We start from the raw sequence: 24,605 nt of genomic DNA, 5'->3' as shown, positions 1-24,605 counted from the left end.
GCCCACGCTGCCATCTGCAACTGTTTCTGCGCCCGTCGCCGCCTCATGGCCAGACGCAAGCTTCGACTCCTCTGATGAGTGGCTCTCGCCGAACCGATGGCCGTAGTCCAGGCCGCGTGACACCGACATGCTCCTTGGGCGTGCGTGTTCGGCAGATGCAGATGTCATAGCGTGGTAATAGGACTTCGGTTTTGATCTGAGTGTCTTCTTTCCAAGCGTCGGCTTTTCATTGTTCAAGAATGCGGGCAACCTGTAGGTGGGTACTGCTTTCCGGGGAATGAACGGGGCCAGCATGAACACGTTGAGAGATCTGATTGCAAATAGCGAGGACTGGCTTGTCGAGCGTGTCTTGGTGTACGCGAAACGACATGGCTATACCCAGTTCAGCTCTACCTTGGCACAGCCTTGGCGAGAATCGATTTGCGGTTTCTCGCAGCCACTTCTGTGGGCGCTGGAGAAGACCGACGAGCCGGATGAACTGGCCGTGGGTACCGATTATGCGCAAGAACCCATTGCCGGTTTCGCTTTGTCGGAAGCGCGGTTGCATCGCGAGCGTGGCGTTCCCCTCAGCCTTTTCCTGGGTCTGACGAAGTACTATCGCCAAGCCTATCTGGACCTCATCCTGGAACAGGCCTATTCCAGCGCAGATCAGGAGCGTTACCGGTTGTTCGTCGAGCGCTTTTTCGACCATATCGAGATTGCCTTTTGCACCGAGTGGTCGGCGATCAGAGAAGCCGAGCTTTTGGCGGACGTACAATCCCGGAACCGTTTGCTCACCAATGAGAAGAACAAGTACCTGACGATCCTCGAGAGTATGACGGATCCGGTCATTCTGATCGACGAAGATGGTGGGATCGAGAACCTGAATTTCGCGGCGGCGGTGCTTTTTGACGAGAAGGCGGTGCCCGGTCAAGGATACTACGCCGACCAGTGCTATCCTTTGCTTGAGAGTCAGCTCGATCGTTTAGTCGGCACCAACAATCCCGGAAGGAGATTCGAGCACAGCATCGATACGGCGCAAGGGCCTCGCGAGTTTGACGTCAAGACCCAACCGATGTTGGACGTCAGCGAGAAGTTTGTTGGCACGGTTCTTATTCTTTCCGACGTTACGGAATACAAGCGCGCCAGACAGGAGGCAGATGCCGCAAGCCTCGCCAAGTCGACGTTCCTCGCCACGATGAGCCATGAGGTTCGCACGCCGATTACGGGAATACTGGGAATCGCCCACCTGCTTCAGGATGGCCCCCTAACCGATGTTCAAAGCCGCTATGTCGCTGCTCTCATCTCTTCGGGCGAGGTGTTGTTAGCCCTGGTCAACGATGTTCTCGATTACTCCAAAATCGAGGCGGGAACGCCGGTCGCCGAGAACCGGGACTTCGATCTTAGTGAGAGCGTGGAGCAGGTGTGCAATCTCGGCGCTGCCGCGGCGGGCGAGAGAGGGCTGAAGTTCACGATAGACATTGAGGACGATCTGCCAGCGCGGATCAAGGGCGATGAAGCAAAGGTCCGTCGGATTTTGCTGAACTTGGTAACCAATGCCGTCAAGTTCACGCCCGAGGGGTCGGTCACGGTTTCGCTATACCGCGTTGGTTCTTTCCTTCGCTGTTCGGTCACAGATACGGGTATCGGCATATCGCGACAGGCACGACCCAAGTTGTTTCAGCCTTTTGTCCAGCACCCGCCCGCAGACGACGTTCAGTCCGGCGGTACCGGACTTGGCTTGGCGATCTGCAAGAAGCTGGCATCGGCCATCGGCGGCGAAATCGGATTTGAGAGCCGCGAGGGCAGCGGCAGCACTTTCTGGTTTCAATTCCCGCTTTCGAAGGCCGATGCAGTATCAATCCCATCTCAAGTCCCTGGCGAGCAACCACCTTTGTCGGCTCTAAGGGTGCTGCTGGTCGAAGACAATGCGGTGAACAAACTGGTGGCCAAGGGCTTTCTGGAACGTGACGGGCATCAGGCCCTGGTCGTCGACAGCGGCGAAGCGGCGCTTGAAACCCTTTCCGCCGAACCCGTTGATCTGGTTCTCATGGACGTGCGGATGCGGGGAATGGGCGGCCTTGCCGCCATCGGCAAAATCCGGTCGCTCGATGATCCGAAAAAGGCTTCCGTACCAATTCTCGTGTTGACCGCTGACTTGGCGACGACTCAGGAGAGAGCCTGCCTGGAAAGCGGGGCCGATAATGTTCTGGGGAAACCCTTCGATCCGTCCGGCCTGCGGGACGCCATTGCGCGCTGTCTTGCAAGGGCAAAGGAAAGAAGGGCCGCCGACTCTCCGTTTCCCGCTGATCAAGGCAAGGTTTTCGACAAGGCCGTTATCGCAAGGCATCGCGATGCCTTGGGAACCGAGCGCACAAGGCGTATCGTCGACGCTTTTCATGACTCGGTCCCAGTGACGATGGACGCCATCAGGCAAGCCGTGGAAAGAGGGGATGTGAGCGAAGTCTCGGACCTGGCTCACGCGCTGAAGAGCGCTGCCGGTAACCTTGGGCTGGAACGCCTTAGACACTCGGCCAACGCGCTCGAGACCACTGCCGGTACGCAGAATCCAACGGAGCTGACACAGGCCGTTGAGCAGATATGCGATGACTTCGATCTATCGGTAGCCGCACTACAGGCACCCGACCTAGAGGACCTCCTGCGCGGCTGACTGTACCAAGCCCTATGGGGTTCAGGCGGGCTCGCGGCTATTGCTGGTGAAGACGTAGCCGAGACCGTGAACGGTCACCAGAAACCTGGGCTGCTTGGGGTCGCTTTCGATTTTTCGGCGCAGACGTCCAACCAATACATCGATTGTCCGGTCGTTCGGATCCCAGTCCCGGTGACTCACATGATCCAGCAGGCTGTCCCTTGTCAGGACGCGGCCAGGGTTGGAAAGCAGCGCGGAGAGCAGGTCGAATTCGCCCCGGGTCAAGGGCACGTCTTCTCCTCTCGGCGAGGTCAGCCGCCGGCTGTTCTTGTTGAAAACCCAACCGTCAAAAGTTCGCGTAGAGGCCTTCGTGCCGGATTCTCGCACTTGACGGGTCAAGCGGATGAGATTCTTGGCGCGCGCCAAGAGCTCTCGGGTATTGAAGGGTTTGGTGACGTAGTCATGGGCGCCGAGTTCCAGGCCAAGGATACGATCGATGTCATCTGTTTTTCCGGTCACCATAATGACGGCTACCTCTGATGTCTGCCGCAGTTGACGCAACAGAGACAGCCCATCTTCACCCGGAAGCTCGATATCCAGCAGGATGAGGTCGGCCGGGCCGGCCTCCAGCGCGGACCACAGGGCCGCGCCGTCTTCAACCTCGGTGACACGGTAGCCCGCCTTGTCGAAATAGCCTGCGAGCGTCGTCCGTGTGACAGCTTCGTCCTCAACGATCAGTATATGGCCGGAGTGGGTCAAGTCGATCTCTCTTGCCGTGATATAGCCTTCATTTACATCGTGTTTACATCATTCTACAGGCTGTTCATGACTCCAGGCAACCGGGTTTACAGCGTCCCTCTATAGCCGAGTGTCATTGCGGCTTACTGTGTTTGGGAGAGACTGCTTATGCATCGGTTGTGGCAGAAGTTTTGGCGTCCGAGCCTGCGCTACGGTCTTGGTCCTCTGCTTCTCGTCGGAGCCATCGGTGGGGTTGTGTTCTGGGGGGGATTCAACACCTTCATGGAATACACCAACACCATGGACTTTTGCGTTTCCTGCCATGAGATGCGTGACAACGTCTACGTGGAATACAAGGAAACCATCCACTATCAGAATGCTTCCGGCGTGCGGGCAGTCTGTGCGGACTGTCACGTTCCAAGACCCTGGACGCAGAAATTCGTCCGCAAGGTCTGGGCCACCAACGAGCTGTACCACAAGGTCGTCGGCACGATTTCGACGCCGGAGAAGTATGAGGCGAACCGGGCACGGCTGGCCAAACGTGTCTGGAGGACGATGGAGGCCAACGATTCCCAGGAGTGCCGCAACTGCCATACCTTCGAGGCAATGGACTTCCACAAGCAGTCGAAGGAAGCGGCGGAACGCATGCAGCCGGCCATGGAAAAGGGTGAGACCTGCATTTCCTGCCACAAGGGTATCGCCCACAAGCTGCCTGATCTCTCGACAGGCTATATCGCGATGTTCGAGGAATTGCAGACGCTGTCGAAGGAAGAGGGCGCCAAGGCAGACCGGCTCTTCAGCATCGCCACCAAGACGATGCACCTTGAGGCCGGAGAGGCCGAAGATGGCGAAGCCGAGGTCGGTAAACTGCTGCCGGCAACGGAACTCTCTGTGATCGAGCGCGACGGCGATAGCTTGAAGGTAAGACTGGAGGGCTGGCAGCAGGACGGCGTAGATCGCGTGATCTATGCCCTTATGGGTAAACGGATTTTCTCCGCTGCCTTGGGCAAGCCTGCGGTCGAAAAAATCGAACGCCACGAGACCATCGTCGATACCGATACGGACCTGACCTGGCACCAGGTGAGCCTGGATTTCTGGGTCTCGCGCGAGGATGTGATTTCCGATCAAGGGCGCCTCTGGGATTACGGCGCGGAGATGTATAATGCCAGCTGCTCGACCTGCCATACCCTGTCGGCGCCAGATCACTTCCTCGCCAACCAGTGGATCGGCAACATGAAGGCCATGAGCCGTTTCATCGTTCTCGACAAGGAACAGTACCGCTTTCTGCAGAAGTACCTGCAGTTCCATGCCAGCGATACGGCGGGAGGCAGCCATGCAGGCGGCTGATGCTGTGCCGGCCGCCGGGTTCGACAAGAACGCGGAGCCGCGCATTCCCGAAGAAGAACGCAGCTACATCTATCAGTGGTTCGCCGGCTTGTTCGGCCGCGAACTCTCCGCCGAGGCGCTGTGGAGCTATCACGACGATGCCGGGCAAGCGCTTCTGGACCGGCTTGGCTCATATCCCTTGCTTGCGCCGCTTGCCGAGACCGTCGGCGACCTGATTGCCGAGCCGCAGGCGATAGAGACAAAGGCGATGGACTTGGCGGGCGCCTTTGCCTGGTTGTTTCTCGGTGTGGGCGGGCGGCGCAGCGTGCCGCCTTACGAATCCCATTACACCAGCAAACGAGGCCTGTTGTTTCAGGAGGCCAGCGCGCAGACGGCGGCTGTCCTGGCCGAGTTCGACCTTCACGTGGATGCAGCCTTCCCTGAACCGCCGGATCACATTGCCGTTCAGCTCACGGTGATGGCGGAGTTCGCTCGGCGGGCATTGGAAGCTGCCGACCCGGCGCAGAGACAACGCAGCCGAGACGCGCAAAAGACGTTCCTGGAAACCCGTCTCTTGCCCTGGGTCGGGGCGTTTCGCGATGACTGCAAGGCCGCCGACCGGTCCAGGTTTTACGCAATGGCCGCCTCCTGTCTGGTTGACTTTCTGGTGGCCGATGCTCACCGGATACAGGCGGCCCCGCGATAAACCGTAAAAGGCTGTTTACATCCTGATCACATCATTTCACAGGCCGTTCAAGAGCATCAGGAATGACGTTTACACCGGCCTGCTATCAACCCTGCAGTGATGGTTTTAATCGACGGACAGCGGCCCTCATCTCCGGTCGGGAGCGGATCGCTGGTCATGGCACTATTGGGGGGCGGCTAGCATGTCCAAGCGCGTTACGCAAAACTCTGAATATGCTCTATCACGGCGTGAATTCCTGGGCAGCTCGGCTGCCATCGGCGCGCTGGGAGTCCTGACACCGTCGCTGCTGGCGTCGGGCGTGGCGGAGGCTTCGGTGCCTGACGGCGAGGTCCTGACGGGGTCGCACTGGGGCGCCTTTCAGGCGACGGTGAAGGACGGCCGCTGGACGGCCGTGCGGGGCTGGGAGAAAGACCCTCACCCGAGCCGACAGCTTGAGGGAGTGTTGGATTCATTCTATTCGCCGACCCGTATCAAGTATCCGATGGTCAGGCGTGCCTTCCTGGAAAAGGGACCCGGTGCAGATGTCGAAAGCCGCGGTAGCGACGACTTCGTTCGGGTCAGCTGGGACGAAGCCCTCGACCTTGTCGTCAAGGAACTCCGGCGGATCGAAGACACTTACGGTCCGACCGGCACCTATGCAGGATCTTACGGTTGGAAGAGTGCCGGCAAACTGCACAACTGTCAGAATTTGATGCGGCGCATGATGAACCTGAAAGGCAGCTTCGTGAACAGCTCCGGCGACTACTCGACCGGTGCGTCGCAGGTGATCATGCCGCACGTCATGGGCACGTTGGAGGTCTATGAACAGCAAACCACCTGGCCGGTCGTCGTCGAGAGTACCGACCTGTTGGTATTCTGGGGCGCCGATCCCATGATTACCAATCAGATCGGCTGGATCATTCCCGATCATGGCGGGTTTGTAGGGATGGCAGCTTTCAAGGAAACCGGAAAGCCAGTGATCTGTATCGACCCGGTTCGCACGGATACCAGCGATTTTTTCGGGGCGGAATGGATTGCGCCAAAGCCGCAGACCGATGTTGCCATGATGCTGGGCATCGCGCACACGCTCTACACTGAGAACCTGCATGATCCTGACTTTCTCGACGAATATGCCGTCGGGTTCGACAAGTTCCTGCCCTATCTTCTCGGCGAGACGGATGGCATACCGAAGTCGGCTGAATGGGCTGCGGAGATCTGCGGTATCTCGGCCGAGGTGCTGAAGGATCTTGCGCTGCGCTTCGCCGGCAACAGGACGATGCTGGCAAGCGGCTGGTCGTTGCAGCGCCAGCAACATGGCGAACAGCGCCACTGGATGCTGGTTACCCTCGCCTGCATGCTGGGGCAGATCGGCCTGCCGGGCGGGGGCTTTGGGTTGAGCTATCACTATTCGAGCGGCGGCTCCCCCGGCGCCAACGGCCCGGTGCTGCCGGGCATCACCGATGGCGGCAAGGCGGTTGAAGGGGCAGCCTGGCTGACCGAGAGCGGCGCGGCCACTATACCGCTGGCGCGGATCACCGATATGCTGGAAAACCCGGGTCAGGATTTCGACTTCAACGGCAGGCGCCAGAAATATCCGGACGTCAAAATGACCTATTGGGTAGGCGGCAATCCCTTTGCTCACCACCAGGACCGTAACCGCCTCGTCAAGGCCTGGCAGAAATTCGAAACGGTAGTGGTGCAGGATTTCCAATGGACTGCAACAGCACGCTTCGCGGACATCGTGCTGCCGGCCACGACTTCCTATGAGCGCAACGATATCGAGCAGTTCGGCGACTACTCTTTGAAAGCGATCATCGCCATGAAGAAGGTCGTTGATCCGGTGTTCGAGTCCCGCACCGACTTCGACATCTTTGCCGATATCTCCGATCGTCTTGGCAAAAAGCAGGAGTTCACCGAAGGCAAGACCGAGATGGAGTGGATCGAGGAATTCTACGCAGCGGCCCGCAAGCAGGCGGGCGCCAAGCGTGTCGAGATGCTGGACTTCGACGGTTTCTGGGAACAGGGCTACGTCGAGTTCCCGGTGAGTGAGGAAGGGCGAAATTTCGTCCGCTATGCTGATTACCGTGAAGACCCGCTGCTGGAACCTCTCGGGACCCCGAGCGGGAAAATCGAGATCTACTCTCGGAACATCGAGAAGATGGCCTATGACGACTGTCCGCCTCACCCGACCTGGATGGAGCCTGTCGAGAGATTGGATGGCCCGACCGCGCAGTACCCGCTGCATGTCGCCACTAGCCATCCCAGAGACCGCTTGCACTCGCAGCTCTGCGGCACGAGTCTGCGCGATCTCTATACGATTGCCGAGCGCGAGCCCTGTCTGATCAATACCGATGATGCCGCCAGCCGCGGCATCGCCGATGGGGATGTTGTGCGCATCTTCAATGATCGCGGGCAGATGCTTGCGGGGGCCAGGGTCACCGATGCCATCCGGCCCGGGGTGATTCGCGTGAACGAGGGCGGCTGGTACGACCCGGTCGAGCCGGGACAACTCGGCAGCCTGGATGCCTACGGTGATGTCAACAACCTGACCGTCGATATCGGTACGTCAAAGCTGGCGCAGGCCAACTGCGGCCACACGGCCATTGCGGAGATCGAGAAGTTCACCGGCGACCTGCCACCGGTAAAGGTTTTCGACACGCCAAAGGGTGGTTAGGCATCCTGAAGCTTGGTGCCTCACTTCTTTCTACGGCAGCAGCCAACAGCGGTCGCCCCCATCACCAGGGCGACCGCTGTTGGCTTCACCCAGGAGTTCTTTGATGAGCACAGCAAAAGATCCGCATTCCCGCAGCAGCTTCTCGGTCAAGGGAGTCAGGATGACTTACGCAGAGGCAGGCGAGGGTGTGCCTATCTGGCTGCTGCACGGAAATCCGACATATTCCTATATCTGGCGGAACATCATCCCTCACCTGACGAGCCTTGGGCACTGCATCGCCCCGGACCTTGTCGGCATGGGCGGTTCCGACAAACTGGCCGACTCGGGCCCGGAGCGGTACCGTTACGCCGAACAGCGCGAATATCTCTTCGGCCTCTTCGATGCTCTGATTGGAACCGAGGGTGTCGTTCTAGTACTCCACGACTGGGGCGCGGCGCTCGGCTTCGAATGGGCGCGCAATCATCCTGGCGCGGTTCGCGGTATAGCCTACATGGAGCCCATGCTCATGCCGCTGTCCTGGGATCTTTTTCCGCCGCCGGCTGTCGAGCCGTTCAAAGCCATGCGGGGGCCGCAGGGCGAACAGATGTGCCTGGAGGAGAACTTCTTCGTCGAACAGGTGATTCCCATGGCGGTTATGCGCGACCTGTCCCCCGAAGAGATGGGCGCCTACCGCAGGCCTTACCAGGAATCGGGGGAGGGGCGCCGGGCAACTTTGACCTGGCCGCGGGAAATCCCGGTCGAGGGCGAACCGGATGATGTCGCCGCCGTCTTGGAAGCCAACTGCGCGTGGCTGGCCTCGAGCGACATCCCGAAACTCTTCATCAGCGCCGATCCAGGCATGATGGTCACGGGCAAGGTGGCGGAGCGCTGCCGCACTTTTCCGAACCAGACCGAGGTGATTGTCAAAGGAGCGCACTACGTTCAGGAAGACTCGCCGGACGAGATCGGTACGGCACTGGCAAGCTGGATCACGGAACGGGTTGTCAAGGAAGATTGATCGCCACGTTTACAGCGCCCATCGGCATAGCGTCGAGCACAGCCCCGCAGGAACGCGAGACGACCAATTGAGCGGCCCGCCCGTTTATGTCTCGACGCATGGCCATCGTCCGGGCGACCCCGCCGACGACCAGTTCAAGCACCGGGCATTGAGAAAGCCCCGTCACTTGGATCAAATTGGTGTTGGGGCTCTGGCGAAACCAGGGTGTTGCGACTATCTTGACGCGATGAGCACCGAGAGATCACCGCGCCGGAGTAGGGAGCGAAGAGAAAAACCAAGCGCCTTGGATTTCCTTGGGTTTACCTTTTGGACAAGGCTGGCGAACCCTTGACCAAGTTGGACCACACCTTATCAGTTGCGCCCATGATGGACTGGACGGACCGCCATGAGCGGGCTTTCCTGCGCACCATCAGCAAACGCTGTCTGCTCTACACGGAAATGGTGACCACCGGTGCCATTCTGCACGGCGACCGGGATCGGTTTTTGGCCTTTGATGAGATTGAGCATCCGGTGGCGCTGCAGCTCGGCGGCTCCGAGCCGGAGGACCTCGCGGCTTGCGCCCGCGAAGGCGCGGCGCGGGGCTATGACGAGATCAACCTGAACCTCGGCTGCCCCAGCGACCGCGTGCAGCGCGGCCGCTTCGGCGCCTGCCTGATGACCGAGCCGGCCCTGGTGGCGGACTGCGTGGCCGCGATGAGCGAGAGCGTCGATATCCCGGTAACGGTGAAAACGCGTATCGGCGTCGATGACCAGGATTCCTATGAGGCCCTGCAGACTTTCGTTGAAACCATCGCCGCCGTCGGTTGTCGTTCCTTCACCATTCATGCCCGCAAAGCCTGGCTGAGCGGCCTCAGCCCCAAGCAGAACCGCGAGGTGCCGCCGCTGCGCTACGACGTGGTCTATACACTGAAGCAGGACTTTCCGGACCTGGAGATCATTCTGAACGGCGGCGTGCTGAGCCTGGACGAAGCCGAAGCGCACCTCGCCAAGGTCGATGGGGTGATGATCGGGCGCGCGGCCTATCAGACGCCATACACTCTGGCGGAAGCGGACAGCCGCATCTTCGGTGAAGCAACCGAACCGCGCGGTCGTGAGCAGATCATCGAAGATTTTCTGCCCTACGTCGAAAGGCAGCGCTCTCGCGGCGTGCCGCTGAAGTCCATCACCCGGCACATGCTGGGGCTCTTCAACGGTCTGCCCGGCGCCCGCGCCTGGCGCCGTCATCTTTCGGAACAGACGCACCAGCCCGATGCCGGCCCGGAAGTGATTCTGGCGGCCCTGGCCCGCTGGCGGGAAGCCGGCTCCGGCCGCAGGGCGGCCTAGGTAGCGGACTCATAAGCTTCGCACCAGATTCTGACAGCGGCGATTTTGATGAAGGCGAGGAAGGCATGTGATGTCTTGTCGTATCGGGTTGCGATGCGCCGGAAGGATTTCTTGATACGGCCGATGAAGCGCTCGACCTTGTTGCGTTGACGATAGAGTTCCCGGTCGAATGGGATCGGTATCTTGCGGTCGGATTTGGAGGGGATCACCGCTTCCGCTCCCTTCTCCCAGATCAGGTTTCGAATGTGGTTGGCGTCGTATGCCTTGTCGGCCAGAACAGCCTGTCCGGGTTGCAAGTCCCCCAGCAGAAGCGGCGCCACCGGCCCGTCATGGGCCTGTCCCGGCGTCAGGTGGACCTTCAACGGTAGCCCCCATTCATTGACCAGAACGTGGATTTTTGTGGTCAGACCGCCACGTGAACGACCCATGCATCGTCGGGGATCGTTTTTTTGAGCGTGGCCCCGGCGTGATGCACGCGCACCGACGTGCCGTCGATCATCACCACATCGCCGTTGTGAGCATCCACCACCGCGTCCATGATCCGGTCCCAGACGCCGGCCCGGGTCCAGCGGCGGAAGCGGTTGTACACAGTGGTATAGGGGCCGTAGCGCCCGGGCAGGTCGCGCCACGGACAGCCGGTGCGCAACACGTAGAAGATGCCATTCAGAACCTGCCGGTCATCGCGCCGCTGCACACCCCTCACCTTGTTCGGCAGAATCGGTTGGATGAACCGCCATTCCAGCTCCGTAAGATCATAGCGTGACATGCTCTCCTCCGAACGCCAAACCAGACCATCACAGAATCACAAACCGCTGATCTTGAAAATAGATTTATGAGTGCACTACCTAGGGCAGGGCCCATGAAGCTGGCGGAGATGACCTGGCCGGAGGTCGAGACTTACCTGGAGGCATCGCCGGGCATACTTCTGCCCACGGGCTCGACCGAGCAGCACGGTCCGATCGGGCTGATCGGCACCGATGCGATCTGCGCCCAGGCCGTTGCGGAAGGGGTCGGGGAGACGATGAATGCCATCGTCGCTCCGACGCTGGCGTTGACGCCGGCGCCGTTCAATCTCGCTTTTCCGGGCACCATATCGGTCAGCCCGCAGACCTTTATCGCCTTGGTTCAGGACGTGCTGACGTCCCTGGCGCAGCAGGGCTTCACCCGCATCTACATCGTCAACGGCCATGGCGCCAATATCGCGCCTCTCCGGACGGCGATCGAGAAGGTTTCCCAGCTTCTCGACGCGCCGCTTGAAGTAAGGTTGCGGTCCTGGTGGGACTATCCGCAGACCGACGCCCTGCGCAAACGGCTCTACGGTGACTGGGAGGGTATGCACGGTACGCCGAGCGAGGTGGCGATCACCCAAGCCCTGGTGCGCTCGGTCACCGGCGCGGAAGACCCGCCGGAAAAGCTCTCCGCCGAATACCTCCGCGACCACGCCGGGGACCGCCACGGTGAACCAGCGGAACATCGCCGCCGGTTTCCCGACGGCCGCGTCGGTTCCCACTCCGCCCTGGCGAGCCCCCAACAGGGCGTGGCTCTGCTGGAAAGCGCTGTGCGTGAAGCCGCTGCTGACTACCGGGTTTTCCTGGAGGAGACTTAGGCGCCCTTACACCACTTTGGTATGGAGGACACCGACGCCCTCGATATGCCCCTCCAACCGCCGTCGATCCAACCGCCCTCAGTCCTCCAGGCGACGGTCAGAAGAACCAGGAGAGCCGAACCTCCAGGAAAGAGTCGTCTTCGAAGCCGCTCAGAAGATCGTTCGAGTCGATGTTATCGAAGAGCTGGCCCTCGATTTCCAGATTCAGGTTGTCGCTGAGGCGGCGTTCGAACTCGACAGAGAAGATACGCTCTTCCTGGTCGAGATCCAGGATGGCGCCGGCTAGAAGCTCGGTATCTTCGACGTCGTTAAGCGCCAGCCGCGTGCCCAGGAAGATATCGTCCTCGAAGGGCGTGGCCGGAGTGCGGTTGTCGCGCCCATCGTGCAGGTATTCCGCCAGCAGACCCAGATCGGCGTTGCTCTCGAAGGCGCCGAAGAAGGTGTACTCGAAACCCCCGACGGCGGCGAAGAAACGGTCGCCGTCGTGGCCATCCCGGGTCAGAGCTTCCAGCTTCAGCAACCAGGGGCCCGTGGTGTATTGGGCGTCCAGGCTTGTTTGATGGATCAGGTCATAACGCTGCCGCAGAAAGGGGTTGCCGTCGGCATCGACGCCGGGGATCAGCCGCGGCTCGCGGCTGGTCCCGTAGAAATGGGCCAGGCCGAAATCCCAGTCGCCGATGGTATGGGAATAGCGCAGGGCAAAATCGACGTGCCACTCCTCGGCGCTTGATTCGTAGGAGGGATCGTCGTCGTCGATGGGCAGGGCGCCGCGCAGCCGGGCATCGTCATCGGGGAAGATGCGCTCGCGAAAGCCCGGCAAAACGAAGAAACTCAGGGTGCCCCAATCGCGCAGGAGGTTGAGGTTGGCCATGGGCTGGCCGAGCTTGTCTTCCTGGTCGGGGCTTTCCACCAGATCGGTCTGGTTGATGATGTCCACCAGATGCCGGGATTCAGCGACGCCCCAGAAGACCTTGCTGATGCCAAGCACGGTGTCCCAGTCATCGCCGGCGTGATACCAGCTCAATTCCCTGATATCGAAATGGGTCCTGTTCTCGTCATGGGCGTCGAGGCGCAGAAACGGGATGAACGAGAGACGGTCGTTGCGGCGGTTCCAGCGGTATCGGAACTCCGGCTGCAGCACCAGCGACGGCGAGACATGGCTGTTCCGCTGTTCGGGGAATTGCGCTTCGTCCGGGAAAATCCGGGTCTCTCCGGCAACGAAGCCGGAGAAGTCGAAGCCCTGTGCCGAGACCGGCGCCGCTGTGCCGAGCGCGAATAGCAAAGAGCAGGCGGCGAAGGTCGCCGCCTGCAGAGGCCTGTTCTGTAGCATGCCTAGCGCAGCCGCTTCAGACGGTTGGGGTTGAAATCGCGCTCGTTCACGCCGACGCGGAACTCCCATTCATCGAAGGTCAGGCGCGTGGACTTGCCGGTCTGATGGTTCACCATGTACTGCTCGTCGGCCCGCCAGTATTGATCGAGATACTGGTTATACCGGCTGAAGGTGAGGGTCTTCAGCAGGGAGTCCTTGCGGTCGTAAAAATCGATGCGGATCGGCCGGTACTCCTGCTGATCGATCCAGGTGACCTGGCGCACATAGCCGGAGTTCTCGTAGAGGGGAAAGCGTTCAACAACGAAGCAGTCGAGGCCGGCGGCTGCGTCGCCGCAGGGCTCGTCCCGCAGCCAGCGATAGCTGTACTTGTCGACCTCCTGGGACAGCAGGTCTTCGTAAGCGAATTCGCTGCCGACGAAGGGACCGGACTTGTTGGCCGAAGAGATTCGCTTCACCCGCTTCAACGCCGGCAGGTAGAGCCACTGGTCGTCGGGATCGAGGATCTTGGTGAAACTCAAGAAGGCCGTACCTTCAATGTCGCGGGGATGGTCGAAGGTGACCAGAGACTTGTCGCCGAGCTCACGTTCCGGCACTTCCAGCGTCTGGATGCGCAGCTCACGGGTGCTGCTTTGCCCCTGCTTGTTGGTCAGGACCATCTCCAAGGTGGAGTAGGAATCGCCGAACCCAAGGTCACGGCGGTCCACCTCCTCAGCAATGGCCAAGCCTTTTTCCTCCGGTGTTTCGCCAAAGGCCGAGGTGCTGGCCGCTGCGAAGATGACCAGCGCCAGAACGAAAAGCGACTTGCTACTCTCCAGCTTGAGGAACAGCTTTCGGTGCATCGGCATACTTTTTCTCCTTGTCGATGGCAAGCAAGAGGGGGGGCAGAAGCAGGAAGTCGGCGACCAGGGCGGCAAAGATGGCCAGGGCGGTCAGCAGACCCAGGCTCTGATTCAGTTCGAAGGCCGAGAGCGCCAGGACCGCAAAGCCCGCGACCAGAACGGCAGAGGTGACCGAGAGGGCGCGACCAACGGTGGCAAAAGCATAGCGCACGGCGTCTTCCGGGCTGGCACCCTTCTCGCGCCGGGCGCGCAGATACTTACTGAGGAAGTGTACGGAATCGTCGACGATAATGCCCAGGCTGGTGGCAGCGACCACCGAGGAAGCGAGGCCGATCTCGCCGACCAGCAGACCCCAGAAGCCGAAGGCCATCACCGCCGGGATGACATTGGGAATGATGCTGAGCAGGCCGATCTTCAGGCTGCGCAGCGCCACGATCAGAGAGAGCGAGATCAACACCAGGGCGAGGCCGGTACCAGTCAGCATCGATTTGATGTTGCGCTCGGAGATATAGGCGAACATCACGAAGGGGCTGGTCGCCTCGGTCACCGAGGCCGGGATGTTTTCGGCGATCCAGGCTTCAGAGTTCTGCTTCAGCACCCGGGCCTCGCGGGTCGTCATATTTTCAAGGGTGGCCAGAAAGCGCATGGAAGATTTATCGACGTTGATCTGATTGTTCAGATCCAGGCCGTAGGGCAGGGACATCTCGAAGAGCAGCAGGTACTGCGCCGCCAAGTCGCGCTCATCGGGCAGGCGATACCAGTCCGGATCGTCGCCGTGCATGTTCTTGTTCAGCCGGCGGAAGATGTCGGTGATCGTCTGCACGTGAACCACGCCGGGCTGTTCGCGCAGCCATTCGGAAAAGGTATCGACCTTTTCCAGATACTCGGGCTCGCTGATGCCGCCTTCCGCGGCCGCCGGCAGGGAGAACTCGATCTGATAGATCCCCGAAAGGTTCTCCATCGCGAAGTCGGTGTCGGCGCGAAACTGGATGCTCGGATCGAAATAGTTGACGAATTGATCGTTCAGTTCGATCCGCGGAATCCAAAGCGCCAGGCCGATGACCAGGGCGGTCATGCCGTAGAACAGCGGCTGGCGCCGCCGCAGCACGAACTCCGCCAGTTTCGCCATCATATCGCTGCGGGCCTCGACCTGCTTCTTCACACGAACCGGAACCACGGCCAGAAAAGCGGGGAGGAAGGTGATGGAGTAGATCCAGGCTGCGATCACGCCCATCGCGGTGATGTTGCCCAGGTCGCGGAACGGCGGCGCGTCGCTGAAGTTCAAAGAGACAAAGCCGATTGCCGTGGTCAGCGACGTCAAGAAGATCGGATGGAAGTTCACCCGAAGAGATTCGATGATGGCCTCACGCTTGTCGGCTCCTTGACGCATATTGTGCAGGAAGGTCACCAGCAGGTGAATGCTGTCGGCCACCGCCAGGGTCAGGATGATGGTCGGCGCGGTGGAGGAGGGCGGGGTGAGGTTAATCCCGAGCCAGCCGGTCAGGCCCATGGCGGTGCCGGCCGAAAGGCCGATCACCAGGACGGTGACGACGGTGCCGGCAATCGACCGCAGGAAGATCAGCAGCCCGGCGATGATGATCCCATACATGATCGGGATCAGGGTCGAGAGGTCGACGAAGCTCGCCTCGCTGAAGGCATTGTTCAGGGCGACGAGGCCGGTCGTCGCGACGATCACCTCGGGATGCCTGGCGCTGAATTCGTCAATAATCTCCCGGGCGGCGGCAATCGCTTCGGGCACCTCGCTCTCGCTCTCCCCGGGCAGGGTGAGGGTGACATTCACCCCCGTCGTGCGGGCATCCGGTGAGATGAGGCGGTTGATCAGCAAGGGTTCGGCAAGGGCAACGTCGCGGATCGCCGCGATCCTCTCCGCAGTCAGGCCGTCACCCTCCGGAACCAGATCCTCTACCGTCAGGTCGTCCCCTTCGGCGTAGCTGTGCTGAAAGTTGGTGATCGAATCGACCCGGCGCGAGAAGGGAAGCTGCCAGGAAGCCTCGGTCAGTTCCTGGACTGCAACCAGCATCTCCTCGGTGAAGACCTCCCCTTCCTTGGGCTGCAGCACGAAGAGAATGTTGTCGTCTTTGGTGTAGACCTGCTGCATCGCCTCGAAGGCTTTGAGCTGCGGGTTCTCGTCGCTGAAAAAGACGCGGTAGTCGGTGGAAAAACCCAGAAACTGGCCGCCGCTGGCGAAGCCGAGAGCGGCTGCGAGGCTGGCGAAGATCACCAGCCAGCGGAGCCGGATGATCAGCCTCGCGTAGGAAACGATCCAGTTCCCGGAACCGGATTCGGCCCCTAAATCCTTGGAATCCGACATCTTTGCTGCCCCACTGTCGCTAATGCCCGGTTGATTGTGCTAGCTTTAGAAGTCTGCTAGATCTGTAAACTACACTGTGCAGTTTACATAGGAACAAACCCCCACTGTCAAGCGATTGGTGATGTCGGAAGCGATAACTGGTGACAAGGTCCTGACGGATCAGACCTCGGAAAAGAGCGATTCATCTTCCCCAAAACGCGCGGCGATTGTCTGCGCGGCGGCAGATCTTTTCCTGCATTCCGGCTATGGCGCCGTCTCGATGGACAACATCGCTGCCGAGGCGGAGGTATCTAAACGCACGGTCTACAGCCATTTTCCGGGCAAGGACGTGCTCTTTGCTGCGGTGATGACCAATCACTGCAATCAGGTCTCGGGCATCGACACCTTGCAGCTCGATCCGGAGGCCGAGCCCGAGGTCGTGCTCAGCGATCTCGGCACACGCTTCCTGCTGCTCATCACCTCGGAGCAGGCCGTTGCGCTGTTTCGCACCGTGGTGGCGGAGGCCGGGCGTTTCCCGGAACTGGGACAGACCTTTTACGACTGTGGGCCGACGCGCTGGGTCGCGGCGCTCTCACCCTACCTGGCGGAACAGGACCGTCGCGGGCATCTCAATGTTCCGGACGTTGATGCCGCTGCCGCCTTCCTGCTCTATCGCCTGAAGGATCCGCTTCACATGCGCTGCATCCTCGGGGTCCAGGAGACGCCGTCCGACACGGAGATCCGCGAGCACGTCGCCGCCGCCGTTGCCGGTTTCCTGAAAATCTACGCGTCAGCCTAGGCTGCAGCCGGAGCCCTACTGGCGGATCGTTCCTTCGGGCCGGAAGGCGTGAAACACGAAGGCGAAGGTCACGTCATAGGGGACATCGACCAGTCCCTCGGCGGCCTTGCGTTGAACCACCACGTTGCCGATTTCGCGGCCCTCTGAGATCGCCCGGGTATCGAGGGCGGAGGTCTGACCCGGGGTCCAGGTCAGAACCAGATCGCCGCTTTCCACGCGGCCTTTCTCGCGCAGCAGGTCCAGGCTCCAGGCCTCGCTTTCCACGGCGACCACCCGCGCCATGGGAGCGATGCCCTCGGGCATGCTGCCGTTGTAGAGGAAAGGCTGCGCCGCAGAATCGTAACCGACATAAGGGTTGGCGCCATAGGGCCGCAGGCCGGGATTGTTGGGTATCAGAACTTTGCCCTCGGGAAAACGGGTGGCGAAGTTCTCCCAGGATTCCAGTCTTGCAGGGACCAGTTTCAGGCGCACCCCCGTCCGCTCTCCGGCGATGCCCTCGCCGAGGAACTGCTGCCACCAGCTTTCGGTCTGGCGGTCGTACATGACGAGGTCGGAGTTGCGCAGTTTGCCGGTCGTCCCGAATTCGGTGACCTCGCCTTCGACCGTGCGTTCGAAGACAAGAGCCGCGTTGCAGAGCGGACAGTAGGTGACAGCGACCGGAACGCTGCCGACCGTGTCGTTGACGATCTCGTGCCAGGTCAGGATGCGAAGGGGATAGGCCCGGGCGTCGCCGTTGATCGACAGGCCGATGACCGGCTCCTGCGCGGCAAGATCGGTTGATTCGGAGACCGCAACGAACTGCGGTTTGTCGATGGAGGGAATACCGTCTTTGGGCGGGCCGCCGCTGAGCACTTCATTCAGATCGATCGACGTCTGGGTGAAGTCGGTCTGCGGCCACTCCCGGGCCCAGCGCTCGGGGTTGGCATAAGCAGGATTCCAGGCTGTGGCCTGGGCTGCAAAAACGAAAAGCGCGGCGAGACCGAACCCGGTCAGGCGGCGCTTTGGGACGGCGGGCAGCTTGAACATGGCCCGATCATGGCCGTGAAGCCCTCATCAGCGCCAATCAAATTCACTTGAGGGAGGGAGAGGCCGGGGCGGGTCTCAGGTTCTCGAAGCGGCCCGGGTCAGCGCAGGCGTTAGGGCCAGCATCACCCGGTCGAGGACACCGGCTTGGGCATCAGCATAGGCCTGCGCGGCGGTGGCCAGCGAAAGGCGGGCTTGGGCGTCCGCCAGCAGCCTGTCGACGGCGGCCTGCAGTTGCTGGGGGTCGGCGACCTGCTGCAGAGCGCCCGCGGCGGTCATGCCCTCGGTCATCTCACTGAAATTCGCTGTATGGGGCCCAGCCAGAACGGCACAGCCAAGCTTTGCCGGCTCCAGCAGATTGTGGCCGCCAATCGGAACCAGGGAACCACCAACGAAAACAATCTCGGCCAAGTGATACCAAAGCCCCATTTCACCCATGGTATCGGCCAGATAGATGTCGCCGGAGGGGCTCACCGTTTCGTTGCGGCTGCGCTGGGCGACCGTCAACTGCCGGGCCTCCAGTGCGGCGCGGATCGCGTCGGCACGGTTGGGATGGCGCGGCACGAGGAGGGTCAGGAGATCAGGAAAACGGGCCTTGAGGGCGTGGTGGATCTGGCCGGCCATTTCATCCTCGCCGGGATGGGTGGAGGCGGCCAGCCAGAGGGGCCGGTTGCCAAGAGCCGCGCGCAGAGCGGTGAGATCTGTCTGGTTGGCGGCAAGTGGTGCGGCGGCAGCTTTCAGATCGCCCGGGCAGATGGCGCCGGCCGCTCCCAGGTCCCGCAAGTGCCTCTGATCGCGCGGCGAGCGCGCCATGACAAGACTGAACTGCCCGAGCAGTGTTGCGATCAGTGGGCGGAAGCGGCGCCAGGATCGATAGGAGGCTGTCGAGACCCGGCCGTTCAGCAGAATCAGCTCACTGCCCGTCTTCGTCGTCGCTGCGATCAGGTTCGGCCAGAATTCCGATTCGACCATCAGGCTGAGCGATGGCCGCCAGTGATCGAGAAAACGCTCCACTGCGCCCGGCAGGTCGACAGGCACGTATTGATGGATGACCCCGCCGGGCAGGCGTTCGGCCATCAGGCGCGCCGAGGTCACCGTGCCGCTGGTCATCAGCAGGGAGAATTGCGGCCAGTCGCGCTGCAGCCGCTCGATCAAAGGCAGCAGCGAGACCGCTTCGCCGACACTGGCGGCATGCAGCCACACGACGGCGCCCTTTGGCCGGGGCAGGGAGGGGGTGCCGAGACGCTCGCCGATGCGCTGAGGGTCTTCGCGGCCGCGGGCGATGCGACGGCGCAAATAGGCGCGGATCAGCGGTACGGCGGCTCTGCCCAGAAGACGGTATCCCCCGAAAACCGCGCCCGCGGCGGCCGCTCCGAAGCTGCCCGAGCCCCGGTTTGCAGGCGCCTGCTCTTCCCCGCCGCTGTCTTGTGTTTGCCCCAATGCCGTTGTTCCCTCGCCGGTCACGCCTCCGCGGAGGTCGCGAAGCTTGCCTTGAGCCCCTCATCTACACTGAAGGGTGGGCACCAACCAAGGGCCTTTCGGATGGGTTCGTTGTCGATGGTCAGAGAGCTTGTCAGCGCCGTCACCGCGGCCTCCCGCCCCAGCAGCCGTGCGAGCGTCTTCAGCAGGCTGACAGGAAAGGGCAGAAGGCGCGGGCTCCTTCCTTTTGCCTGCGCAATATGGCGCACCAGCTCCGGGGTTGAAAGATCGCGCCCGTCGGATAGCGCAAGCGGTGACGCCGAGACTTCCGCAACCCTCAGGGCGGCCTCGACGGCGCTGGTCAGGTTGCCGATGTAGAGCAGGCTGCGGCGGTTATCGATGCCGGCCAGCGGCAGGGGCAGTCCCTTGGCGATCAGGCTCTCCAGGCGGCGGATGTTGCCCGGCGCGCCCGGCCCATAGATCAGGGGAGGCCGCAGAACGACCAAGGATGTCTCCGTTCCCCGCAGGATCTCCGCCAGGGCGGTCTCCGCCTCCCGTTTGCTTTTTTGATAGGGATTGGCTGTTTCTGCTTGGTTTTCCGCCACTGCCGCGCCGATGGAACTGACGAGGACGATCCGGCGGACCGCCAGCGCGACAGCATGCCTTGCCAGGGCGGCCGCTGCGTCGACGTTGGTCTTGCGAAAGGCGGCCAGGGGGTCAGGGGCGCTTTCTGCCAGCACGTGGACCCGCGCGGCGCAGTGAACGACAGCGTCCACATCTGCCATGCCGGCGCTCCAATCGGTTCCGGCGTCGATTGACCCGGTGACAATCCGTTCGACGCCCTGCGGCAGCGCGGCGGTTTCGTTTCGGGTACTGCCGCGTAACGACCAGCCCCGCGCCGCCAGGTGGCGGCAGATCGCGGCGCCAACGAAACCGTTGGCGCCGGTCACCAGAGCGCGGTCGCCTTTGGGGGGGTGGATCTTAGCGGACAAAGCGCCTCCAGATCGCGCGGTCGGCAGCCTCGCGGACTCCGACAACGCGGCTGTGTTTCACAAGCCGGCCATTCAGAAGCGCAACTGGCGGGCGACCGAGAAGGCTTCTGCCGCATCAAGGCCCACGCAGCCGCCACGGAAACGGGCCAGATGTTCGACGTTTTCGATGGATCGTGAATGCGGAAAGGCCCGCATCTCCTGTTTGTAGCAACCCAATGCCTCCCGCTTTTTCTCGAGCTGCTTGCCGATGTCGACGAAGTGGCAGGGAATGAAAGGCTGGCCGATTTCCGGTGTCGCCCATTCGCTGCTCGACAGGGTTTCGAAGCAATAGACCGCTTCGACCTTGGTCCCGGGCAGGGGGCGACAGGCTGTCAGGACTGCCTGGTGGGTTAGGCGGTGGTCGAGGTTCAGGTCGCCGCCATGATGGGTGTATACGATACGCGGGTCGACGTCGTTCACCACAGCTTCCACATGCTTGACGATGTCTAGCAGATCCAACTGGTCCATCCGGTTGTCCGGCAAGCCGGCGAAGCGGGGTGGTTCGGTGCCCAGACAGTCCGCTGCCGCACGCGCGGCCTGCTTCAGCGCATCGATCGCCTGACCATGGGCTTTGCTGTCGCGCTGGTCATCGCGGGAAGTCGACCCCTCGGCCATGATCAACACGTGAACCCGGTCGCCTTCGTCTGCATGCCGGGCCGCTGTTCCGCCGACCCCAAGAACCTCGTCGTCGGGATGAGACGCCACGATCAGGATGTTCTTGCTTGAAGCCACAGATTCCCCCTGGCTGTAGGTGTTCACCGGCTCGGATACCACAGGACGCTAGCTCGCCGATAGACTTTCCGGACGACGCAGAATCTGTTTGGACGCCGCACCGTGGTTGAACAACAGATCGATCGCTGACATGTAGGGCTCAAAGCCATCGAAGCACTGGCGATATGTTGGGTGCTCATAGTCGTGGAACAGCAGCTCGATACCGGCTTCACGGAAGCCTTCAGTGTTCAGGTAATCTCGCCCGAACGGCCCGGAGAGGTAGGTTTTTGCCCCGGCTTTCCGGCACAACTCGATGATGAGGTGATCCTTGGTTTTCTCGCAACCCATCTCTGAACTCGACAGGATCTTCTTCTCCAGAGCAAAAGCGTCCAGGAAAATCTTCAGTCCCGCGGAATTGAGCGCGGCAAGGTGCGTCCAGGGTGTTTCGAACAATTCCTGAAACCGCTTTGCATAATCGGTGAAGTAGGGTGCACGTCGATAGTTGAGCTCAATGGCCCGCCAGTGCTTGGCGCGCCACCTGGTTTCGTTGTTTATCTCGATCTCGTTGAGCCGCAGCTCGCCGTGTTTCCCTTTGCTGCGTATCGGTGCGGTCAACCAACTCCAGCCCTGCGCCGTGCGGATGCGGTTGCGGTTGGCGAACTTGGTCTTGCTGTTTCGGTCAATTTCGACGTGATCCAGGACGATGAATACATCACTTGCGGCAATGCGGTCGAAGAACCCAAGCCAGGGCAGATAGGCCGGCTGCATGATGGTGACAATCATGACTGCTGCGCCTGTCTGCGAAGATACAGCGTGAAGTCGCCGGGATGATAATCAGTTCGAAGCACGGTCCAGGGTGAGAGGGTTCTGCAAAACTCGAAGCACCTGACCGGATCTTCGCGGTACTCATCGCTGCCATCGTCTGCCGGCTCGGCCCATGTGCTGAGACAGTTGAAGGCGACGCCTTTGCGGCAGAGTTCGAACATACGCCTGGCCGAGCGTTCCAGATGTTGAAAGGGCTTGTCTCTGCGCAGATAGAAGATCCCGCTTGCAATCACATAGTCGAAGCTCTGGTCGGACAGATGCGTTGCGTCGAGCAAGCCGCCTTCGCGGAATTTTGCCTCAGGGAACTTGTCGCGCGCCGCCGCGACCATGTCCGGTGTGATGTCGAGGCCACTGTAATCGACTTTCGTTCCCCGTTTCTTCAGATAACCGTAGAGATCCCCCAAGCCACAGCCGACGTCAAGAACACTGTCCGCAGTCTCGATGCCGATCTCGCAGAGAATGCGAAAGCGGTTTTCCTGTCCTTTCTGGCTACCCCAGTTAAGCGCACGAAAGTCATGGCCGTGCTGGAGCAGGCTGCTTGAGAAAACGTCGATCGTATGGCGATTGTCTTCCTCGGTCGTCATGATGTCTTTTGGGCTATCACACGCCATTCGGCGTGGATGCTTCCCTCTGGCGCGACCATGTCCGTCAGTTCCAGACGCTGGATCTGATGCAGCGACCAGCCGGTTGCCATCAACTCGATAAGCTGCTGATGGCCGACAAAGTGAATTTGGCCAGCGCCGACGAGACTGCCTGCGTCGATGTCTTTTACCAGACCGTCACCGGCGGGCTTGCCGGCTCTGGCGCTGCTGTGGCTGTCGGCGTAGGGATTGAAGAAGAAGTGTCCGCCGGGTTTCAAAACGCGCCGAACCTCCGCAAGCGCCCGTTTCAGCGCGCTATGGCCGCAACAGGTGAGCGCACCTCTGTCGATAATGCAGTCGAAGCTGTTGTCGGGAAAATCCAGCTTTGTAAAATCGCCGACCCGCAGGTCGCCCTCGAGTTTGTCCTCGGCGAAGCGTTTTTTTGCATAGTCGATGGCGCTGGCGCTGCCGTCGATGCCCGCAACGGAAAATCCTTCGCGAGCCGCAAACCAGAGATTGCTTGCGGTTCCGCAGCCGACCTCAAGGATCGCCACCTCTTGACACGGGCGGTCGCGGGGGGCGTGCCGAAAAACAAAGCTGACGACGACATCCCATGGGTAGCGCTGGGCGTGCCCGCTGGCGTACTTTTCTTCCCAGATGGCGTCAAACGTTACTGGCTCTGTCATAACAGGTCTTCCGGTGTCAAAACATGGCCCTTGCGGAGCGCCTTTTTTGTTCTGCGGCCCAGGAGCCAGTCTACGCCTTTCGGCGGCAGTCCGGTGCCCGGGCGGTTAAAGGCAATGTCGCTGCGCTGCAAAGGATGGTCGGCCTCGAGAGCCCGCGACGCGACGCAGGAAAGGCGCCATCCCTGCCGGGCTTCTTCTTCGCTGTCCGTGGGGCCTAGCCGTGGCGAGCCAAGCGCCTGTTCCGCAAGGCGGACGCCCGCGGTCATGGCGGAGAATTCCTCGGGATCGGCGGAAAAACGGTGATCTGGCCCGGGCAGCGTCTTGTCCAGAGTGAAGTGTTTCTCGATCCAGCTGGCCCCTCGACCGACTGCCAAAGCGGCAGCCATGGCACCTTCGCTATGGTCGCTCAAACCCACCGGGCAGCCAAAACAGTCTCTCAGCGTATCGATCCGGCGCAGATTCAGGTCCTTTGGGTCGCAAGGATAGTTCGATACACAGTGCAACAGGATGAGCTTGTCGTTGCCGGTTTGACGGAATGTTCGAACCGCGTCGTCGATCTCCCCCACTGTCGCCATGCCGGTGGAAAGCACGGTCGGCAGTCCGGTTGCGCCCATGGCGCGCACCAGGTCGAGATTGGTCAGATAGTCCGACCCGTTCTTAAGAACGCCCACGCCAAGCTCCGCCAGTAAACGGATACCCTCGGCGTTCGTGGGCGTGGAGTGGAATCCGATTCCAAGGTCGCTGCAATAGCCGGACAAGGCCTCCAGGTCGCTCTCGCTCAACTCGTAGGCTTTGAACATCTCATACTGGGAGCGGACGACAGTCTTGCCGTTCTCGATATACTCATGGGTCAGGCTGTGATCGGATATGAAATCCTCGGTCACGTAGTTCTGGAACTTGACCGCATCGGCGCCACTTCGCTTGGCAGCGTCGATTGTCTCCCGTGCCAGTTCCAGGTCACCGTTGTAGTTAAGGCCGATCTCAGCAACCAGGTAGCAGGGTTGCTGTGATCCGATAGGCCGATTGTCAACTATGATCGCCATGCCGTCCGTACACTCGCCTTTCCCATTGC

At 61.0% G+C, this 24,605-nt stretch carries 20 protein-coding genes and 1 pseudogene; 8 read left to right on the top strand and 13 right to left on the bottom strand.

What is annotated here, in order from left to right; translation table 11 throughout:
- Nucleotides 1-292 precede the first annotated feature (292 nt).
- A complete protein-coding gene (locus ACP146_RS18180; RefSeq protein WP_422368165.1) occupies nt 293-2,650 on the top strand; it encodes an ATP-binding protein in 2,358 nt (785 codons plus the stop codon).
- Nucleotides 2,651-2,671: 21 nt separating this feature from the next.
- On the opposite strand, the gene ACP146_RS18175 is transcribed toward ACP146_RS18180, so the two are convergent.
- Entirely contained in the window at nt 2,672-3,388 is a 717-nt protein-coding gene (locus tag ACP146_RS18175) for a response regulator (RefSeq protein ID WP_422368164.1), read from the bottom strand.
- Nucleotides 3,389-3,535: 147 nt separating this feature from the next.
- On the opposite strand from ACP146_RS18175, the gene torC reads away from it, so the two are divergent.
- From torC to dusA, 5 genes are all read left to right on the top strand, one after another.
- Nucleotides 3,536-4,714, top strand: coding sequence for a pentaheme c-type cytochrome TorC (gene torC / locus ACP146_RS18170; RefSeq protein ID WP_422368163.1), 1,179 nt, complete (start codon nt 3,536-3,538; stop codon nt 4,712-4,714).
- Entirely contained in the window at nt 4,701-5,399 is a 699-nt protein-coding gene (gene torD / locus ACP146_RS18165) for a molecular chaperone TorD (RefSeq protein WP_422368162.1), read from the top strand. The genes torC and torD overlap by 14 nt, the downstream gene beginning before the upstream one ends.
- A 181-nt stretch (nt 5,400-5,580) precedes the next feature.
- Nucleotides 5,581-8,052 carry a trimethylamine-N-oxide reductase TorA gene (gene torA / locus ACP146_RS18160; protein ID WP_422368161.1) on the top strand — a complete coding sequence of 824 codons (2,472 nt, stop codon included), beginning with the start codon at nt 5,581-5,583 and terminating at the stop codon, nt 8,050-8,052.
- A 103-nt stretch (nt 8,053-8,155) separates the two neighbouring features.
- The gene (locus ACP146_RS18155; protein ID WP_422368160.1) at nt 8,156-9,049 is read left to right on the top strand and encodes a haloalkane dehalogenase; all 894 of its coding nucleotides are present in this window, start codon (nt 8,156-8,158) and stop codon (nt 9,047-9,049) included.
- 363 nt (nt 9,050-9,412) lie between these two features.
- Nucleotides 9,413-10,372, top strand: coding sequence for a tRNA dihydrouridine(20/20a) synthase DusA (gene dusA, locus ACP146_RS18150; RefSeq protein WP_422368159.1), 960 nt, complete (start codon nt 9,413-9,415; stop codon nt 10,370-10,372).
- On the opposite strand, the pseudogene ACP146_RS18145 reads toward dusA, so the two are convergent.
- Nucleotides 10,369-11,138, bottom strand: a pseudogene (locus ACP146_RS18145) (IS5 family transposase). The gene dusA and the pseudogene ACP146_RS18145 overlap by 4 nt on opposite strands.
- A gap of 93 nt (nt 11,139-11,231) precedes the next feature.
- On the opposite strand from ACP146_RS18145, the gene ACP146_RS18140 reads away from it, so the two are divergent.
- Nucleotides 11,232-11,978, top strand: a complete 747-nt coding sequence (locus tag ACP146_RS18140) for a creatininase family protein (protein ID WP_422368158.1) — start codon at nt 11,232-11,234, stop codon at nt 11,976-11,978.
- A 97-nt stretch (nt 11,979-12,075) separates the two neighbouring features.
- Here ACP146_RS18140 and ACP146_RS18135 read toward each other — a convergent pair whose 3' ends face one another.
- The 3 genes from ACP146_RS18135 to ACP146_RS18125 are packed head-to-tail and all read right to left on the bottom strand — an operon-like array spanning nt 12,076 to nt 16,479.
- The gene (locus ACP146_RS18135; RefSeq protein WP_422368157.1) at nt 12,076-13,308 is read right to left on the bottom strand and encodes a hypothetical protein; all 1,233 of its coding nucleotides are present in this window, start codon (nt 13,306-13,308) and stop codon (nt 12,076-12,078) included.
- Nucleotides 13,309-13,310: 2 nt separating this feature from the next.
- Nucleotides 13,311-14,153, bottom strand: a complete 843-nt coding sequence (locus tag ACP146_RS18130; RefSeq protein ID WP_422368156.1) for an outer membrane lipoprotein-sorting protein — start codon at nt 14,151-14,153, stop codon at nt 13,311-13,313.
- Nucleotides 14,113-16,479 (bottom strand): efflux RND transporter permease subunit, encoded by a 2,367-nt coding sequence (locus ACP146_RS18125; protein WP_422368155.1) that lies wholly within the window; start codon nt 16,477-16,479, stop codon nt 14,113-14,115. The genes ACP146_RS18130 and ACP146_RS18125 overlap by 41 nt, the downstream gene beginning before the upstream one ends.
- A 121-nt stretch (nt 16,480-16,600) precedes the next feature.
- Between ACP146_RS18125 and ACP146_RS18120 the strand changes: the two genes are divergently transcribed.
- Entirely contained in the window at nt 16,601-17,257 is a 657-nt protein-coding gene (locus ACP146_RS18120; RefSeq protein WP_422368154.1) for a TetR/AcrR family transcriptional regulator, read from the top strand.
- Nucleotides 17,258-17,272: 15 nt separating this feature from the next.
- On the opposite strand, the gene ACP146_RS18115 is transcribed toward ACP146_RS18120, so the two are convergent.
- The 8 genes from ACP146_RS18115 to ACP146_RS18080 form a co-directional block, all read right to left on the bottom strand.
- The gene (locus ACP146_RS18115) at nt 17,273-18,283 is read right to left on the bottom strand and encodes a DUF3179 domain-containing protein (protein WP_422368153.1); all 1,011 of its coding nucleotides are present in this window, start codon (nt 18,281-18,283) and stop codon (nt 17,273-17,275) included.
- Nucleotides 18,284-18,358: 75 nt separating this feature from the next.
- Nucleotides 18,359-19,720: a 3-deoxy-D-manno-octulosonic acid transferase gene (locus ACP146_RS18110; protein ID WP_422368152.1), complete on the bottom strand. Its 1,362-nt coding sequence runs from the start codon at nt 19,718-19,720 to the stop codon at nt 18,359-18,361.
- Nucleotides 19,721-19,740: 20 nt separating this feature from the next.
- Nucleotides 19,741-20,691: an NAD-dependent epimerase/dehydratase family protein gene (locus ACP146_RS18105; RefSeq protein ID WP_422368151.1), complete on the bottom strand. Its 951-nt coding sequence runs from the start codon at nt 20,689-20,691 to the stop codon at nt 19,741-19,743.
- Nucleotides 20,692-20,763: 72 nt separating this feature from the next.
- Complete coding sequence (locus ACP146_RS18100) at nt 20,764-21,462, bottom strand: PIG-L deacetylase family protein (protein WP_422368150.1); 699 nt, start codon at nt 21,460-21,462, stop codon at nt 20,764-20,766.
- Nucleotides 21,463-21,510: 48 nt separating this feature from the next.
- Nucleotides 21,511-22,224 carry a WbqC family protein gene (locus ACP146_RS18095; protein ID WP_422368149.1) on the bottom strand — a complete coding sequence of 238 codons (714 nt, stop codon included), beginning with the start codon at nt 22,222-22,224 and terminating at the stop codon, nt 21,511-21,513.
- Complete coding sequence (locus tag ACP146_RS18090) at nt 22,221-22,850, bottom strand: class I SAM-dependent methyltransferase (protein WP_422368148.1); 630 nt, start codon at nt 22,848-22,850, stop codon at nt 22,221-22,223. The genes ACP146_RS18095 and ACP146_RS18090 overlap by 4 nt, the downstream gene beginning before the upstream one ends.
- On the bottom strand, nt 22,847-23,533 hold the full coding sequence (locus ACP146_RS18085; protein ID WP_422368147.1) for a class I SAM-dependent methyltransferase: 687 nt from the start codon (nt 23,531-23,533) through the stop codon (nt 22,847-22,849). Before ACP146_RS18085 ends, ACP146_RS18090 begins: the two co-directional genes overlap by 4 nt.
- Nucleotides 23,530-24,576: an N-acetylneuraminate synthase family protein gene (locus tag ACP146_RS18080; protein WP_422368146.1), complete on the bottom strand. Its 1,047-nt coding sequence runs from the start codon at nt 24,574-24,576 to the stop codon at nt 23,530-23,532. Before ACP146_RS18080 ends, ACP146_RS18085 begins: the two co-directional genes overlap by 4 nt.
- Nucleotides 24,577-24,605 lie beyond the last annotated feature (29 nt).

It is taken from the genome of Pelagibius sp., assembly GCF_965249265.1.
Taxonomy (GTDB): domain Bacteria; phylum Pseudomonadota; class Alphaproteobacteria; order Kiloniellales; family Kiloniellaceae; genus Pelagibius.
This window is presented reverse-complemented; position numbering and strand designations above follow the sequence as displayed.